General features: G+C 45.0%; 9 protein-coding genes and 1 pseudogene. 5 read left to right on the top strand and 5 right to left on the bottom strand.

Going from position 1 to position 17,561, the window contains the following annotated elements:
* Positions 1-287: 287 nt before the first annotated feature.
* Complete coding sequence (locus LYNGBM3L_RS25430) at positions 288-3,749, bottom strand: GAF domain-containing protein (protein WP_008188208.1); 3,462 nt, start codon at positions 3,747-3,749, stop codon at positions 288-290.
* 803 nt (positions 3,750-4,552) lie between these two features.
* Between LYNGBM3L_RS25430 and LYNGBM3L_RS25435 the strand changes: the two genes are divergently transcribed.
* Positions 4,553-5,587: a phosphate/phosphite/phosphonate ABC transporter substrate-binding protein gene (locus LYNGBM3L_RS25435; protein WP_008188209.1), complete on the top strand. Its 1,035-nt coding sequence runs from the start codon at positions 4,553-4,555 to the stop codon at positions 5,585-5,587.
* A gap of 264 nt (positions 5,588-5,851) precedes the next feature.
* On the opposite strand, the gene chrA is transcribed toward LYNGBM3L_RS25435, so the two are convergent.
* Together chrA and LYNGBM3L_RS25445 are read right to left on the bottom strand one after the other, a co-directional pair.
* Positions 5,852-7,090 (bottom strand): chromate efflux transporter, encoded by a 1,239-nt coding sequence (gene chrA, locus LYNGBM3L_RS25440; protein ID WP_008188210.1) that lies wholly within the window; start codon positions 7,088-7,090, stop codon positions 5,852-5,854.
* 10 nt (positions 7,091-7,100) lie between these two features.
* A complete protein-coding gene (locus tag LYNGBM3L_RS25445) occupies positions 7,101-8,111 on the bottom strand; it encodes a sulfotransferase family protein (protein WP_044494777.1) in 1,011 nt (336 codons plus the stop codon).
* A gap of 1,209 nt (positions 8,112-9,320) precedes the next feature.
* Between LYNGBM3L_RS25445 and LYNGBM3L_RS48965 the strand changes: the two genes are divergently transcribed.
* Both LYNGBM3L_RS48965 and LYNGBM3L_RS25455 read left to right on the top strand, forming a co-directional pair.
* Positions 9,321-11,015 (top strand): beta strand repeat-containing protein, encoded by a 1,695-nt coding sequence (locus LYNGBM3L_RS48965; RefSeq protein ID WP_008188212.1) that lies wholly within the window; start codon positions 9,321-9,323, stop codon positions 11,013-11,015.
* Between the two features lie 388 nt (positions 11,016-11,403).
* Positions 11,404-14,037, top strand: coding sequence for a beta strand repeat-containing protein (locus tag LYNGBM3L_RS25455; protein ID WP_008188214.1), 2,634 nt, complete (start codon positions 11,404-11,406; stop codon positions 14,035-14,037).
* A gap of 708 nt (positions 14,038-14,745) precedes the next feature.
* On the opposite strand, the gene LYNGBM3L_RS25460 is transcribed toward LYNGBM3L_RS25455, so the two are convergent.
* Positions 14,746-14,952: a hypothetical protein gene (locus LYNGBM3L_RS25460; RefSeq protein ID WP_008188216.1), complete on the bottom strand. Its 207-nt coding sequence runs from the start codon at positions 14,950-14,952 to the stop codon at positions 14,746-14,748.
* A gap of 194 nt (positions 14,953-15,146) precedes the next feature.
* A complete protein-coding gene (locus LYNGBM3L_RS25465) occupies positions 15,147-16,499 on the bottom strand; it encodes a DNA cytosine methyltransferase (protein WP_008188218.1) in 1,353 nt (450 codons plus the stop codon).
* A 262-nt stretch (positions 16,500-16,761) separates the two neighbouring features.
* On the opposite strand from LYNGBM3L_RS25465, the gene LYNGBM3L_RS25470 reads away from it, so the two are divergent.
* Positions 16,762-17,055: a hypothetical protein gene (locus LYNGBM3L_RS25470; RefSeq protein WP_229414710.1), complete on the top strand. Its 294-nt coding sequence runs from the start codon at positions 16,762-16,764 to the stop codon at positions 17,053-17,055.
* A gap of 214 nt (positions 17,056-17,269) precedes the next feature.
* A pseudogene (locus tag LYNGBM3L_RS25475) lies at positions 17,270-17,561 on the top strand (sodium:solute symporter family protein); the annotation flags it as partial.

The following is a 17,561-nucleotide window of genomic DNA, read 5'->3' on the forward strand; positions in this document are numbered from 1 at the left end:
TATCAGCTATCAGCTATCAGCTATCAGCTATCAGCTATCAGCTATCAGCTATCAGCTATCAGCTATCAGCTTATGGGCACGGTTGAGGAGGAAACCGTTAAGAATAAAATACGTAAGTATTAGTTTAATTTGAGTTAAGTCACAGCGTCAAAGCCTGTGCCACAAAGCTGTTTGCGTAGCGTGGCCTACGGCCAACGGCTGACAGCTGAAGGCTGACAGCACCTCAAGTAGCGTGGCCTACGGCCAACGGCTGACAGCTGACAGCTGACGGCTGATAGCTGGTGTTATCAAAAATCTTTAAAACCACTAACCGACTCCTGCAATTCCTGAGCTACGGCTACGGTTGAGGTTAAGGAACTTGAAATTTGCCTAGAGGAATCAACGGTGCGTTCCGAGAATTGAGCCATCTCTTTGATCAACATAGCCACGTTCTGAGTGGTTTCGGTTTGGGAAACACTCCCCTGGGAAATGGCTGCTACTAGCTGCTCGATCTGGCACGAAGCTTCCATCAGCTGTTTCAGATTCTGCTTAGCTTCCTCAACTCGACTTGTGCCCTTCTCCACCACAGCAGTGCTCTGTTCCATTACCTTCACTAATTGAGACATTTCTAGGTCGATATCATCTACTATTTTGTGAATTTCCTGGGTAGCTTTGATCAATTGGTTGCTAAGCTGATTTACTTCTTTGGCAATCACGACAAAACCCTGAATCCCATTACCAGACCGCCCAGCCTCAATCTCAGCGTTAATAGCCAAAACATTGGTTTGAACCAAGAGCATGTTGCTCTTGGCAACCACCTTAGCAATCTTTTCGGAAGATTTACCTAGCTGCTTCACTTTTGAGGTCGTTTCCCCAATCGTGTCTCGCAATTCCAGCATACTCTCCTGAGTTAGGTTAATAGCAGTGCTGCTAGCTTCAACAGTGGTTGTAACTCCATCAACTACTCTCGCCGCCTGATCAGCATTCTCAGCCACTGCTTGAATCGAATCGGTGATTTGCTCTACTGAATCCAGGGTGTGAGTGGTTTCTGAAGCCTGCTTAAGAGCATCTTCTGCTAGTTGACCGACTACCACCTCGTTGTTTCCTAGTAAGGTATTGACTTCAACCGCTGAGTTGTTGACCTGGGTTACGAGAGTTTGCAAATTCTCAATAATTGTGTTAAAACAATCAGCAACTTTACCAATCTCATCCAAAGTCCCGTCAGAGCGCACTGTCAGATCTCCTTGTGCTGCCCCTTGCAAATTTTCAAGCAGTACCAGCAGTTGCTTCTGGAGTGCTTCTTTTTCCTGTCTTTGCTCTTGAGAAATTCTTTCCCTCTTTTCGAGGAGATTAGCCTGCTCTAGAGCAAAGCCCAATTGAATCGCCACCTGAGTGAAAACCTTGATATCCGTTTCCTGCCAAGCTCTTGGCTGTGAACATTGATGGGCAGCCAGAAAGCCAATCAAGTTCTCTGCCACCAAAATCGGTGCCACTAAACTGGCCTTAGCTCCAAGCAGTAGAGAAGTTTGGCCAAGCCTCTCTACTTGGGACTGCTGGTACTGGGTCAACTCACCCTCAAGATTATCAATGGCTAGAACCTGACGTGACTGGTAGTGATCAACATCCTCTAGGGCAAAATCCAACTCTTCTTTCTGTGTTTGTGGGGTAACAGACCCATCCAGAGTTACTGAAAGGCCAACCATTGACCCTTTATGATTCTGTTCGAGGAGGTAAATGATTGTGCGATCGCACGAGAGCGCTCTTTTAATTCCCACCACCGTAGCCGCGAAAATCTTTTCCCGTTCTAAGGATTTAAGCATGCTAGCAGTAATCTCATTTAACCTTTGGGAAATGTCCACCGTGGCTTGCTGCTGTTCCAGGAGCAGGGCTTGGGTAAGGGCATCACCAATTTGTCTAGTTAACTGCTGCATTAACTCACGTTCTGACTCCTGCCAAGGGTGGGGTTTTGAGCAATCATTCGCATACAACAAGCCGAAAAGTTTACCCCCAACTATAATTGGCGCAACCAGGCTGGCTACGACACCAAGGCGTTGAAGGAACTGCCCAGGAGCACCAGTTAGAGTAGCTTGTTGAAGGTTCTCGACACTAACAAGCTTCTCCAACTTAAACTTTGTAATTTCCCCGGTCGTGATTGGTTCGTAAATAGTTTGCCCTAGGGCTTTAACAAAACCAGAATTTACGATCTCCGCTGCAATTATCCCGCTTTTGAAGTCAGGATTAAAGCGATAGATAAATACACGGTCTGTGTTGAGGGCAAGGTGTACCCCATAAACGGAAGTTTGTAGGATATTGTCGAAGTTTAAGGATTGCTGAAGCTGGTTGCTGACTAGCACTAGTGTCCGCGCCTGTTCAGTTTCTTGTTCTTGGTCCTGTAATCGACCTTTGACCCGTGTCACCAGGTTATTAAAGACTTGAGCCAGTAGCTGCGTCTCGGTAGCACCAACAAGCTCCGCCTGAACGTTCAGGTTGCCTGCAATCACCGCTTTGGCAGTATTAGCCAACTGACCCAAGGGTTTTGCTAACTGATCGGATAAAGCTCTGACTACCAAGGTAATAATAATGCCCAGTACCACGAACAAACTAGCAAAGCCTATTGCCGCTTTTCTACCCGCTGCTCTGAGTTCACTAAGTTTGATCGAGACGGCCACAGTCCAATTGCTATCAGGAACTGCAACCAATATATAGTGCCTGCTATTATGATCAAAGGTGGCCAGCTTTAAGTTTGGGAAAAGTTCTGAATTAGCTGATTTTATCGTCAGTCCCTTCTGCTGCACTGTTTGCCCAGTTTCAAAAGCTTTGAGCAAAATTTTTAGGTTCTGTACAAGTGCTTGATCCTTTGCCCCGAGCAGTTTCTGTGGCTGGTCTTTACTCTTCCCTTGGTAGATGGTATCAACAACAGCCACAGTGTCGTCTTTTTTCAGGGCTAGTAGCTGCATAGATTGAGAATCCCCAATTTCCAAATCCTTCAGCAGGTTTTTCAATATGCTGCTGAAAACCGAGGCAGGCAAAACTCCTCTAACAACCCCTAGGAATTCATCAGTTGCTGGGTCTGTGATCGCTTTGCTGAACTCAATCACGAACCTATCGTCAGTGTCATCAAATTTCGTGTTAATCACCTGCTGACTGGGATCATCTTTTGCCTCTTGCCACCAGGCTTCATCCCGTTGGACAAAGTCAGTAGTAAGACTGTTGTAAGCTACATTAAACCCGTGCTTTTCGGTGAAAGATATCTCGGCAAACTCATAAAGTTCTGTAGTTTTACGTAAGTAATACTTGAGAGTTTCATTTGGCTGGATTAACCTGGTAGCGGAGAAAGACTCTTCAACCTCGTAGTAGGGTAATTTGGAAAGGTTTTGATCTTGAGAAACTTTTGTTGCAGTGCTAGCCGCCTCAACTACTAGAGGGCTAGCCGCCAATGTAGAAGGTATTCTTTTTGCTTCCTCCAAAAATATATAGAAAACTCTGCCCGCAACTAGGGTTTCACCCTCTAATAGTTGCTCAGCTTGCTGTTGGGAGCTGCGGGAAATAGCACTGTAGCTGAATAGTCCAGCCAGACCTAGAGGGGTTAAAACCGCTGGGAGAATGGTCTTCAATAATTGAGTGCGCAGATCATTACTTTTCCTTTGTGGTTGGGAATTGTTGGAATCGGTGGGTTGACTTGATTGTTCATGGTAGTGCTGTTGTCCATCTTGGGTTATCCCTTGAGGTATGACTGGTAATTCCCAGGCTAAGTCTTTTGAACAATGCATATGACCGTGACTATTTTTCCTAGAAGGATAGCTATAGCGTTTATAAACGATTTGTGAAAATCCAGAAACCCCTAATTATTGGTAGTGCTGGAATTTTGACCCCGTGATCGTTCACAACCTATTTAGAATTTATAGATTTACTTCAGTTTTTAATCTAACCATATTTATCGAGGAAGTTATCTCAGTCAATTAACTGAATTTTGTGTCTTAAGAGTTACGCTAATTTACTGATTAGCGCAATTATCAGGACGAGTGAGGTACAAATTCCTAGGTTTTAGGGAGCAGGAAATTCGGAGCAGGGAGCAGCGGATATGGGAAGTGGGAAAAGGGAGTGGGAAACAATCCTGTGTACCTCATAGCTATAAGAAACGCTATATACGCTACTGGGAGTAGTTATGTATGTATAGTCGGTTTTAATCTAGTAAGGTACAAGTTTTTGAGGTGCGCTTGACCTTGGCGAATTTAATTCGCAAGGTCAAGCGCACCTAAGGTTTTAGGGACTTCGGAGCAGGGAGCAGGGACTTCGGAAGAGGGAAGAGGGAAGAGGTAAAAAAATATGTGTACCTCATGAGGATAAAAAGCGCTATAGTCATGGCTAACTCTACAGGTATATTTTTTCGGCAGTCTTGTGTATACTCGTAACTGCTGACAGTAAAAACTAAGGCTGGCTAGGGTATGTCTAAAACTTTATCGAAACTTTATCAAAGTATCCATCAGGTGAAATAACTCTTGTCAAGAAAAAAATAATATCTAGTTTAAATTATTTTTATGATTATTTTTATTAAAGAATTTAATCGGTTTTGATGGTTAAAAATATAGTTAACTCAATAAGTTATCAACAGACAATAATTCATCTGTTGACTGGTGTATCTATTGCTATTATCCTAGGGCTTACCGCCTGCGAGAATAAAAATTCTGCAAACCCATCAGTGATACCCGTTGATACTTCCCATCAACAAGTGTCGGACAATACTGTCCGGGTGGGTGTGCTTATCATTGATAGCGTGGATTCTGTCAAACAACGGTATCAGCCACTCCTAAACTACCTCTCTGGGGTGATTAATCGCCCTTTCTCCTTAGTACCTGTTACCCAAGAAAGTCAATTCATTGAAGTAGCCCAAGGTAATTTGCACTTTACCACCAACAATCCTCTGGCAGCTGTGCAAATCCGTCGGCTCTACGATACGGAGTTTCTACTTACCCACTCTCGACCTCAGGTGGGTACAAAATTTGGTGGTCTGATCATCGTCAGAAGCGATAGCAATATCTACAAGCTGAAGGATCTGCGGGGTAAGAAGGCAGCCTGCGTGGCTTTTCAAACGGCGGCGGCTGGCTGCATTTTCCAAATCTATCATCTGCTTCAACATGGTATTGACCCGTTCCTGGACTTCAGCAGTTTTGTGGAAAACAAATCACAAGACCAGATCGTGCTTGATGTAGTCAACGGCAAAATTGATGTTGGGTTTATCCGTACATGTCAATTAGAAAAGATGGTCAACCAAGGCTTGCTGGAAAACCTGGAACAGCTGAGAATCCTAGAGTCGGCTAAGGACGAATTCTTCTATACTCATACCACCGAGCTCTATCCCGAGTGGCCGATTGCTGCGGTTAAGGGTACTGACCCGCAATTAGTCGCAGCAGTGACCGAAGCGCTTCTAAATATCCCGCCGAACCATCCAGCCCTGGCAGCTGCTAACATAGATAAGTTTTTACCGGCAGAGGATTATGGCTCCCTGGATAAGCTGATTGAAACCTTGAGGCTAAAAAGTTGGGATGCTAATAGGGATCCGTTTAGGAATTCTGGGAACAGGGAACAGGGAGTAGGGAGTAGGGAGTAGGGAGTAGGGAGTAGGGAGTAGGGAGTTTTGTAGGGTGGGCAAGGGGAAATCAATGGGAGCGGTTGGGTTGACGAATCACCTTGCCCACCAGGATTAACTGTGGGTAGCTTGGCTTTTTGGTGGGCAAAAGTCCTAGAGTTTTCAGTACAGCTTATCTGTGATCACCTCTTGCCCACCCTACAGGGTCTTAAAGATTTTTAAGGGAGGTGATCCGCTGTTCCCTGTTCCGGTGATCCGCTGTTCCCTTTGCTATAGCAACCCATTCTAGATTGAGTAAAGTACTAAGCCGAAAATTCCAGCAATCGGGATAATCAACAGCACCTTCACGCGGAACCGCCACATGGCAACTAAGGCTGCGGCAAAGATCACCAGGCTGCCAACATGAAATTCAGCACTCCCAGCTACTACAATAGCAGCGGTAATGATCATGCCAATCACGGCAGGACGAATTCCTGTGAGCGCCGCCTGAATGACTGTAGATTCTTTGATATGTTTCAATAAGTGGGAACAGGTTACCATCAGCAGTCCTGGTGGTAAGAAAATCCCTACTGTTGCTACTATTGCTCCCGAAATCCCTTTCACCACATAACCGATGAAGGCAGCGCTGATCAGAATTGGTCCAGGAGTAATTTGCCCGATTGCGATCGCATTAGCAAATTCTGTCTGAGTCACCCAACCATAAGTATTCACTACCACTTCTTGAATCAGGGGAATGAACACGTAGCCTCCACCAAATAGCATCAGGCTCATTCCGGAAAATGTCACGAATAGTTTCCCGAGGCTGGTTTCCCCCAAAAAGGGTAGGGGAATCAGAGAAAGCAACAGAAAACTCAGGAGGATCACGAAGGTGACTGAGAGCTTCAGCCAGGAAATCCCCTCAATTGACTCCTGAATCGGTTGAGCTTGAGAACTCTCCTGTCCCGACTGCTTAGTGTCACGTAACCAAAACCATCCTAGCAATCCAGAACCCACCACCACTAGCACAGTAATGTAGAATCCTCCTACTACCTTGAGTAGGACTGCCGCTATTAAAGCAATCAGTAGTTCCCGCCAGCCTTTGATCGCTTTTTTGCTCATGCGCCTGGCGGCACTCAAGATAATCGCCGCCACCGCAGGAATAAATCCCGCAAAGGCTTTTTGAAGTGCTGGAATTTCCCCGGCCTGGAGATAAGCAATGGTTAGACCAATTACCAGAATAAAAGAAGGGAGCAACACACCGATGGCACTGACTACAGCCCCATTAGTCCTCCCCAAGCGATAGCCCACATAGGCTACTACATTAGCAGCAACTGGACCAGGTAAAACAGTGGCTAAGGAAATGCTGTCTAGCATATCTTCATGGGTGAGGAGTTTGTTCCGCCGCACCATCCGATTCTCCACCACGGAAATCAGAGCCATGAAACCGCCAAAGGCTGTACTTCCGATCTTGAAAAAGTTCCAGAACAGAAACCAAAGGGATACCGACTCGGAATTTGCCGAGTTTACATGCAGTTTTTTTAACATAGTCAGTTCTTTAAGCCACTACGGTCTGACGTGCTTTAATCTCTTTGAGCAGAGTGGCTTGGCGATCCCGTCGCTTTAAGTCCTCAGGATCCATCGTTTGGCGTGCCTCTGCTTTTAAGCTTTGGTTAATCGCATTAAATTTAGCGATCGCACTGCTGCTGAATTTGATTTCTTTGCCTTTAAGAATTCCAACCCGTTCGTAACCGAGAGCATCAAGTACATCTCCCGCCACCAATTCAAAAATCAGGATTTCCTCATCCGTAGCTTCCTGGAGAAACTTCTTAGTGTTTTGCTTAATTACAGGTTGCGTGACATTACTCCATAGGGAGCTAGAAGTGGCAGCATTCGAGGCTTCCTGGGATTGATGGAAATCCAGAATCTCAGGAGTATAGTGGACGCCAAGAAAATTACACAGATCCTGCAGGGTAGTCTCAGGAGAGCTGATTAGGGTTTCATAACTGATACTGAAAAACCTCTCGGGACTTAGGCGAGAGCGCATCTGGAGTGCTAAACCCTGGGCTTTTGCCCATTCTTGAGCAATATGGTAGAAGTGCTTTTCCCCAACCACTGCCTTTTTAAAAGAAACCGCCACATCTCGACCATCCCGGTACAAATAGATAAATTTAGCGTTTTCCAAGTAAGCGGTAATCTCTGGCAGGTAGTAAACGTTGGCTAAACTTTTGCAACACCATTGCTGTGCTCCCCAAGTTTGTGCCATAATATCGTAAACAGAGGCAAATATCGCCACCAAAGACCGCTCTCGGCAAAGGGAAATGACTTCCTTTGTATCTAAATTCACACCCTCCCAAGGAACGGGATTGAGTTCCACTAAACGACACACATCATTGACTAAGAGGGTAAAGGTGTCCGTTTGACTCAAATCCCCATAGCTAGGTAGTAATGGCATCATCCGCTGCAATATGTGAGGGGAGTGGGGAGCAGCGAGATCACCAATCTGATTCAACATCAGGCGCAATAAATTAGAGCCTGAGCGTTGGGTGCCGATCATAAAAATAGACATAACTTTGAGCTATCCTCATCACTGAATTCCAATTGCTGACCTTGATCACCGATTAAGTAGAAGCAGCCATCAGAAAACGTTGTGGTTGCAATGCACCACAATAAAAGCTTGGTCTTCACCAAACCAACTCTCCCTAGCTGTGAGTGGAGCGGTGTCTAGCTGACTAACCGTAAGCATTCAGCTATTAGCATTCAGCTATCAGCATTCAGCTATCAGCATTCAGATATCAGCATTCAGATATCAGCATTCAGATATCAGCATTCAGATATCAGCATTCAGCTATCAGCATTCAGCTTATGAGCTACGTCACAGGTTTCTAGCCTGTGCCACAAAGCAGACGGCACCTCAAGTAGCGTGAGCTAAAAGCTCACGGCTGACGGCTGTTCACGTAGCGTGCGCGTAGCGCATATGCTTACAAATTGTTTAACAACCGATCAGCGGGTTTATATCTTGGTTGTAAACAAAATTATTGCCGGAAAAGGCATGCATGTAAGAGGTAAAAGGCAAGAGGGGAAAGATATCCGGAGTTTTATTGGAGAATAAAAAAAGACCTCCTATGTTTACATCTGATTTATAAAACCTATAAACCAGATCACACCTTCGTTAACTGATTACCCGATCCGGGGTAACAGCCGAAAATTAAGCACTATCACTAAAGTAGATAGGCTAAATGATTGAAATTAAGACTGTAGGTTAATGGGGTGATGGGAGAATAACACGCTTGTTAAGCCAAATGTGATAGGAATTACTTTATAAATGAAGCAAAACTGAAGCAAAACTGAGAAAAAAAGCAAAACTGAGACAACTGAGACAAAAACTGAGACAACTATTATTCCAACTTATGCTATATAGCGCCTCTGAATAGGATTAATTTCATCGGTTGATGGCTCAACCTGAGATTAGTCTGAGAAAAATATAAGCTCACCCTGGGCTAAGTATGAAAAAAATTATACAACTAAACCTAGTTAAAATAACTGAGCTAAAAAACTGATACAAAAACTGAGACATTAGGCTCTGATCCGAATGCCATTGTAGAAATATAGACACCTTAGCGACTAGACAAAAGCGCTAATGCCCTGTTAAAACCTATGGTTTTTGCCTAAGGGTCAATGTTTGCCTGAGGTTAAAAACATTACACTGGTCTATTGCCGGTAGACCAGTGTTTACTTCCACTCTCAACTTAATTCACTTGCATTCGGAGGAACTTTCATGTCAAACACTTTTATTCCCACTGGAGAAACTCTAACCGAGCCAGTAATACTACCCGGAGTAGGGGATTCTTTAACCGTATTCGGTACATTGGATGTTGATGGTAGTGCTGTTGATATCACTGGCACTAATGCCAGCATCTTTAACGCAGAAACAGGCACAATTGATGGTAGCTTCAATGGTGTCAACTTCGTTAATGGTGGTGTTTCTTCTGGCACATTAACCAACCAAGGCTTGATTACCAGTGATAGTCGTCCCGTCAACATCGGTGGTCAGAACATCAAGGTTGATAACTTAGCCCAGATTATCTCCTCTGCCAGTCCGAGGGATGGTGTCGTTTACGCTGACCAGACCGCTACATCCTATGATATTTTCAATGGTCCTGATGCTGTAATTGATGTGGGTGAGGGGAATGATGGAGATGCCATTTCTCTACAACTCGGTGCTAATGTCACAGGCAGTGTGGTTAATCAAGGTACGGTGACCGGACGTGGTGTGCCGGTGGGTAACAACCAAGCTACTGCGATTCGCCTCAGACAGGGTACTGACATCGGAGGAGCGGATGTCTCAGTCTTCAATGGTGATATTGTCAATGAAGGCACTTTGATCTCAGAAACTGATAGTGGTATCCTGATTGAGTCGGGAGTAGAACTCAATGGTACCATCGTTAACAACGGTACGATTGATGGTGCTTTCAACGGCGTCAGCTTTGCCAATGGCGGTACCTCTTCTGGCGCGCTGCAAAATTTCGGTACTATCACTAGTGCTAGTCGTGCCGTAAATATCGGTGGTCAAGATATTAGCCTTCAAAACTTCGGTCAGATTCTCAGCTCTGCCAGTCCCCGGGATGGTGTGGTTTACACTGACCAGAGTGCGCTTTCCTACTCGATTGTCAACGAAAGTAGTGGTCTGATCGATGTGGGTGAAGGCAATGATGGGGATGCCATTTCTCTACAACTCGGTGCTGATGTCACAGGTAGTGTGATTAATCGGGGTACGGTGATCGGACGTGGTGTGCCGGTGGGTAACAACCGAGCTACTGCTGTTCGCCTCAGACAGGGTACTAATACTGACCTCTCAGTCTTCAATGGTGATATTGTCAATGAAGGCACCTTGACCTCAGAAACTGATGCGGCACTGCTGATTGAGGACGGAGTCGAACTCAACGGCGAAATCATTAATAGGGGCACTATCAACGGTGGTGTTGTTGCAGGCAGCCCTCAGGTGGGTATTGATGTTCAGGATGCTGAGGGTGACGTAACTATTGTTAACCAAGGCACTATCAACGGCGATGTTCTACTCAGTGGTGGTGATGATACCTATGATGGGATCGCAGGCACTGTTAACGGTACTGTTTTCGGTAATGAGGGCAATGATACTCTGATTGGTGGTAGCGCTAATGATGTCTTGAACGGAGGGGTTGGCAATGACTTGTTAACTGGCAATTCAGGTGCAGACATCTTCGCCTTCGGCAGTGAAATCTTCCAAGACGGTCTCCAGGACTTTGACCAAATCACTGACTTTGAGGCAGGGGATGCCTTTGATTTCGCTGATGAATTCTTGGGCAATATTAGTTTCGGTCGCGAAACAGTTAGTGGTCAAGAAGCCGTAGTAGCCATCCTTGGCGGCGAGGATAATCTGACTGTATTCGGCAATCTCGATGCTGCTGAGCAGGCACTTGATGTATTTGTCTAACACAAAAGTGTCATCCCAAGACTGTTAGCGATCGCTAGTTAGATTAGCGATCGCTTTTAGCGTGACCAAAGGTCAATCGCATTTTTTTTCTCAGCTAAATGGTTACATATAGCGGTTTGCGACTTTATTTTTTACAAATTTCTGGGTTTTTAGGGAGCAGGGAGCAGGGAGCAGGGAGCAGGGAACAGGGAAAAAATCCTGTGTACCTTATAGTTATGAAAAACGCCATAGCAATCCGTTTAGGAATTGTGATAATTTTTATTCCCTGTTTCCTTTGCTATATTTTTATTAATTTTTATTGTCTTTTTAAATAATTGTTAAATCAGTAAACCTTAACTCCAACTTTATGAAATAATCCGAGAAATCGGGAGCATTTTGATTGATAAACATGAAACCTCGGATTGACCGACTTGTGGCAGCAAGTCCCTTTGTTCTGTGTTCTCTATTAGCTGCAACTACGGCATTAGGGCAAATCACCCCAGATAATACCGTCGGTAATGAACGGTCTGTAGTAACGCCCAATGTTGATGTTAACGGGAACCTAGCAGATTTAATTGAAGGTGGGGCGATTAGAGAAAGCAATCTATTCCACAGCTTTCAAGATTTTAATGTGGCCGAGTTTGGACGAGTTTATTTTGCGAATCCAGCAGGAATTGAGAACATCCTCAGTCGGGTAACGGGAGGTAATGTTTCCAATATTTTGGGGACTCTAGGAGTGTTGGGCAATGCTAATTTATTTTTGATCAATCCCAACGGTATTGTCTTTGGTCCCAATAGCATACTGGATATTGGAGGTTCATTTTTTGGGAGTACTGCTGATAGTGTGTTGTTTGAAGATGGCACAGTATTCAGTGCTAAAAATCCGAATGGTAAACCGTTGTTGACGATTAATATTCCCTCTGGGTTGCAATATGGTTCTAATCCCGGGAGTATTACTAATCAATCTAGTCTGTTTCAGGTACCAAATGGTCAAACCTTAGGGCTAATTGGTGGTGACATTAATATTCCTGGTGGTAATTTAACAGCAACCGATGGACGCATTGAGCTGGGGAGTGTTGGTTCTAATAGTGTAGTGAACTTGACCCCAAAAGATACTAGTTTTGTGTTGGATTATTCAGGAGTTCAAGAGTTTCAGGATATTAGTTTGTCTGAGAGGGCTATAGTCATTACCAGTGGGGAAGGTGGTGGGAGTATCCAGGTGCAAGGGGCTAATGTGACTTTACGCGATCGCTCTTTTGTTTTTGCGAGAACCAACGGCAGTGGAAGTGGCGGTCGCATAGTTGTTAAGGCTTCTCACCTCAGCCTTGAGGGTGGTTCTAGGATAACTACAGATGTATTGGGCTCAGGACAGGGGGGAGATTTGATAGTGAATGCCACTGAATCTGTTCGAGTAATTGGTGTATCGGCTGATGGTAATTTCAGCCTCTTGGGAGCCCGAGTTTTTCCAGGAGCAACAGGAAATGGGGGAGATTTGAGTATTACCACTGGTCAGTTAATGGTCTCTGATGGAGCAATTGTTTCAGCTAGGACTTTTGGTGAAGGGGACGGGGGAGATTTGACTGTGGATGCCGACTCAAAGGTTCAACTGATTGGTACCTCAGCCGATGGTCGGTTTCCCAATGGCTTGTTTGCTCAAACTTTTGGGACAGGAAATTCGGGAGATGTGAATATTGCTACTGGGCAGTTAATTGTCAAAGATGGAGCAATTGTTTCAGCTAGCACTTTTGGTGAAGGGGACGGGGGAAATTTGACTGTTGATGCCGACTCAAAGGTTCAACTGATTGGTACCTCAGTGGATAGTCTGTTTCCCAGCGGCTTGTTTACTCAAGCTAATCGGGAAGCAACAGGAAATGCGGGAGAGTTGAAGATTACCACTGGGCAGTTAATGGTCTCTGATGGAGCACAAGTTGCAGCTAGGACTTTTGGTGAAGGGGACGGTGGAAATTTGATAGTGAATGCTTCCGAAAAGGTTCAACTCATTGGAACATCAGCCGATGGTCGGTTTGTCAGTGGCTTGTTTACTCAAGCTCAAGGAACAGGAAATGCCGGAAAGTTGTTGAATATTACCACTGGGCAGTTAATTGTCTCTGATGGACCGGTTAGTGCTAGAAGCTTTGAACAGGAGAATTCAGCAGGGGAGGTAAAGATTAATGCCAACTCTATCTTCCTTAACAACAATGGAATCATCGCAGCAGAAACAGCAGGAGGAGACAAAGGCAATATTACTCTATTTTCCCGTAACATCCGACTCCTCAACGAAAGCAAGATTAGAACTGACGCCCAGAATGTAACTGGGGGCAATATCACCATTGATACTGAAACCTTAGTCGGTCTGGGAAATAGCGACATCACCGCCAATGCTGAATTTGGCCCAGGAGGTAGTGTTGAGATTAATGCCCAAGGCATCTTTGGTTTAGAGTTTCGAGACCGTCTAACTCCAGACAATGACATCACCGCCACCTCCACCCTTGGCTCATCCTTCAACGGTGATGTAATCCTCAACATCTCCCAGGTAGACCCCACCTCAGGCTTAACGGAATTACCAGCAAGCCCCGTAGATGCAGAAGCGATCCTGGCCAATGACCTTTGTGGCTTTGAAAATAATCGGATTGCTGGCGGGAGTTCCTTTATCATTACCGGAAAAGGCGGTTTACCAGCTAGTGCAGAAGATCCGGTGATTAATGCCCACAGAACAGTGAGGTGGCGAACTCGTCCTGGCTTACCCAGCAGCAGCAGGAAACAATCATTACAGCAATTACAGCAGCAACCTTCAGTGATACAGCCTCAACCTCCCGAAGAAAAAAAAGTGATTATCGAAGCCCAAGGCTGGGTCAGAGCAAAGGATGGCACAATTATTCTGACTGCGCAACCGTTTAGGGGGACTCCTGTTGATCAGATATTGCCCCATCTTGATTGCCATTCGGGAGGAGGGAATCGGGAGGAGGGAATCGGGAGGAGGGAATCGGGAGTCGTCAGCCATCAGCCATCAGCTATCAGCCAAAGGCCAATGGCTGACAGCTGACAGCTGACGGCACCTCAAGTAGCGTGCGCGTAGCGCATATGCTTACCGGGAGTCGGGAGATGAGGAGAATTATCGGGGAAATTATTGTATATTTGGATACATATTTTTAGGGATTTATACCCAATAGTTACCAGAGGGTTTAAGAAAAGTTGCACCTGGCTGACAAGAAACGATCAGCCAGAGTTCAATGCAACTATCAACTCACAAATTTTAATCATAACAAAAACTGAGATCAACACTGATCTCTTTTGGATCTAGGTAAGCTGTTTGAGCTAGTGGTGCGTTACGGGCAGCAACCTAACCCTGGCTACGAGGCGGAAAATGAGCGCTCCCCTAACGCACCACTAGCAACTGAATCTCTTTACTAGCAGATGGGGTGCTCGGTTGCTCGGTTGCTCAGCTGATGGGAAAAATTTGTATTAAGGCTAATTATCCTCAGATGATATAATTCAAGGTTGGGGGTTGTTTGATATCATGTCCGGATAATTAGTGATAAAAAACTTTCTGAGATTAAACCTTACTCCTTTACTTCTGCCTTCTGCCCTCTGCCTTATGCCCTCTGCCTTGCTTTCCCCAAAGTGTAAGTATTCAACGGGAAATTATATCACTTGCTGCCAACCACAGGTTTAAGAGCGCACAGGGTTCGGGCGCAAGGGAAGCGCCCCTAGAATTGATTGGTTTGACGCTCATGATCAGAAGTGATATAGTTTATTCCACTACTCGAATCAATCCACGGTTCAAACCGTCATAAATCTCTTGGACTAGGGTTTGCTCTTCTAGTGAAAGTGATGCCTTGGCTAGTAAAGCTGACATAAAGAGCTGTTGGTCAATGCGGGTAATTTGGCGCATATGAATAATACGCTTAGCTATTTGCTTAACCGGGAATTTGGGGAAGATGACTTGAAAGGATTTCATGGGCTCCACATAATCTCTGTAATTTTAACTATCGACAATTTTGAAGAGATCTTCTGTGAGAGAAAGTCCTACCTAGTAGTGATTCGAGATCAAGATTTGTTGTGATAGGATAGGGCTTAAGCTGTGATCTGAGTTACAACGATGGCAGACTAGTAGCCGATCAGGGTTGACGGTCGTTATATACAGCATCTTTTCTATGAGAAGAGAACGACAGGAGAAGGGAAGCAGCAGATTAGAAAAGGAATAAATACTACTATATTCCAATACTTAGATGCCTGTAACTGTTTAAAGGTTAATAGTTTGGCATCTGAGAGCTTTATAGTTGTGGTTGGCACTGATGGTTGAACCGCCAACGCTGTCATAATTTGTTTACCCAAAACCCGTCCTAATCGTGGTGGTACAGCATTCCCCACCTGTCGAAATCCATGCCATTTGGTCCCGTGGAAGCGAAACCAATCTGGAAATGAGTGCAGTCTAGCGGCCTCTCGCACGGAGATCACCCGTGGGTAATCAGGATGAATGGGGCGAGGAGAGGTGTAGCGACCGTTTTTATAACCAGTACCTGCTCTGAGGGTATGGCAAGGTTTATCCCAGTGTAAGCGTCGTAAGCGACTGGTAGTTTCTACCTCGCCCATGGGTGTGTTTCTAAACCGCTCAATCGAGCCTTCGGTGTGGTGGGTTTGCAGGGAACTGGTCAATAGTTGAGGATGCCACTGGCGGGGATAGGCAAAGTTACCAGGATCGGTGATCAAATCCCGTAACTTTTCTACATAGGGCATGGCTAAAGCTTGGAGCAGGTCTAGCTGTTCTGGTGTTAGTTCAACACAATCGCTTTTCTGGAGTTCAGGAAAATCATCTAAGTTAGGCAAGTCTGCGATCGCATCCTTAACAGTTACCCATTGGTGAGAGGATAGTTCTGAGGAAGGATAAGCCACTGGTGCTTCCCCAAGCCTAGAACCGAGTAAAAACAACCGCCGCCGTTTTTGTGGCACACCAAAATCTGCTGCATTCAAGACCTGTACTGGTTCAGTTATAGTGTACCCAGCTGCTTTAAACTCACTGATTAGCTGCTCGAACAGGTGTTGGTATTTGTTCTGAGCTAAGCCTGGAACATTCTCCATCACAAAGTAGCGTGGTTGGAGTTCTTTGACCAAACGGCAGAACTCAAACACTAAATTATTGCGTACATCATCTACTTGACGCTTACCGATCAACGAGAATCCCTGACAAGGGGGTCCACCAATGACCAGATCAATGACTAGATCAATGGTAGAAACCTGCGATGAAACCTCTGTACAGTGTTGGTTTTGCTCCCTTTCAGTCCCCCACTCCCTCAGGGCTTTCTGAATTTCTTGACCAGACAGGGTAGCAATGTCGGTACATAAAACCTTGGTTTGAGGGGAATTGAAGGCATACACTGCCCCATGAATTGGGTCTTGTTCAACGGCGAGGGCAACATCAAAGCCCGCCTGCTCAATCCCTAGGGAGAAACCACCAGCACCAGCAAATAAATCAACGGCTAACGGTCGATGAGGGAAATTTGCCATGCCGTTTATGGTAGTCTAATGTTTATTGCGCTGCACGCTTCGGAACAGGGAACAGGGAACAGGGAACAGGTAATGACAAACCTTGTCACATAGCGCTGCTCACGAAAATAGGCAAATTAAATGGACACTAGCTTACCTATAATTGTTGATCAGTAGGAAACACTATTGTTTACCATACCTTAGTTAGTACTCTCTTTTACCATTCACATTAATCTAGCTCTCACAGAAGTCGCGAGTAGTAATAGCAATCCGTGTAGGAATTGTGATAATTTTGATGCCATATTCCCTACTCCCTACTCCCTACTCCCTACTCCCTACTCCCTTTGCTAAAGTGCTGATGCCAATTTTAAAATCCTCATTTTTCTGGTTTTTCTGCTTTACGGTAATTTTCCTGCTATCCCAAGATTTCTGGTCTTGGCAGCAAGACATTTCCTTCTCCTTGCTCCATCTTCCCCCCTGGGTATTCTATTTTATTGCCTTACAAATTCTCCTCGCAGTCGCGTTGTTACTATTTGTGGTAAATTTCTGGGAAACTTCGTCTAAGGAAGACCGTTAAAAATATGACACTAGCTTGTAGGGTGGGCAAAAACAGTTTGCTTCTTTTGAGTATTCTAGATTATATTACTTTGCCCACCCTACTTTAATTAGTAGGGTGGGCAAAAACAGTTTGCTTCTTTTGAGTATTCTAGATTATATTACTTTGCCCACCCTACTTTAATTGGTGTGATAGCTGATAGCTTACACTTCGTCTAAGGAAGACCGTTAAAAATATGACACTAGACTCGATTATTCCCTATGTTGTGCTGGCAGGGTATTTATTAGTAACCCTTGTGGTAGGTCTAGTTGGTTATCGCCAACAAAAAAACACTCCTGATGATTATTTTTTAGCTGACCGTAACATGGGAGCAATTCTCCTATTTTTTACCCTAATTGCTACCAATTTCAGCGCCTTCGCTTTTCTAGGATTTTCAGGATCAGGGTATCGCATTGGTCTGAGTTATTACGGAATGATGGGGTTTGGAACTGGCTTAATCGCACTAACCTTTTATTTTATCGGTTATC

This window comes from Moorena producens 3L, assembly GCF_000211815.1.
Lineage (GTDB): Bacteria > Cyanobacteriota > Cyanobacteriia > Cyanobacteriales > Coleofasciculaceae > Moorena > Moorena producens.

Coding starts and splice junctions, on each gene's coding strand:
- LYNGBM3L_RS25430 (WP_008188208.1), bottom strand. CDS start 3,749: ATGCATTGTTCAAAAGACTTAGCCTGGGAATTACCAGTCATACCTCAA.
- LYNGBM3L_RS25435 (WP_008188209.1), top strand. CDS start 4,553: ATGGTTAAAAATATAGTTAACTCAATAAGTTATCAACAGACAATAATT.
- chrA (WP_008188210.1), bottom strand. CDS start 7,090: ATGTTAAAAAAACTGCATGTAAACTCGGCAAATTCCGAGTCGGTATCC.
- LYNGBM3L_RS25455 (WP_008188214.1), top strand. CDS start 11,404: ATGAAACCTCGGATTGACCGACTTGTGGCAGCAAGTCCCTTTGTTCTG.
- LYNGBM3L_RS25460 (WP_008188216.1), bottom strand. CDS start 14,952: ATGAAATCCTTTCAAGTCATCTTCCCCAAATTCCCGGTTAAGCAAATA.
- LYNGBM3L_RS25465 (WP_008188218.1), bottom strand. CDS start 16,499: ATGGCAAATTTCCCTCATCGACCGTTAGCCGTTGATTTATTTGCTGGT.
- LYNGBM3L_RS48965 (WP_008188212.1), top strand. CDS start 9,321: ATGTCAAACACTTTTATTCCCACTGGAGAAACTCTAACCGAGCCAGTA.
- LYNGBM3L_RS25445 (WP_044494777.1), bottom strand. CDS start 8,111: ATGTCTATTTTTATGATCGGCACCCAACGCTCAGGCTCTAATTTATTG.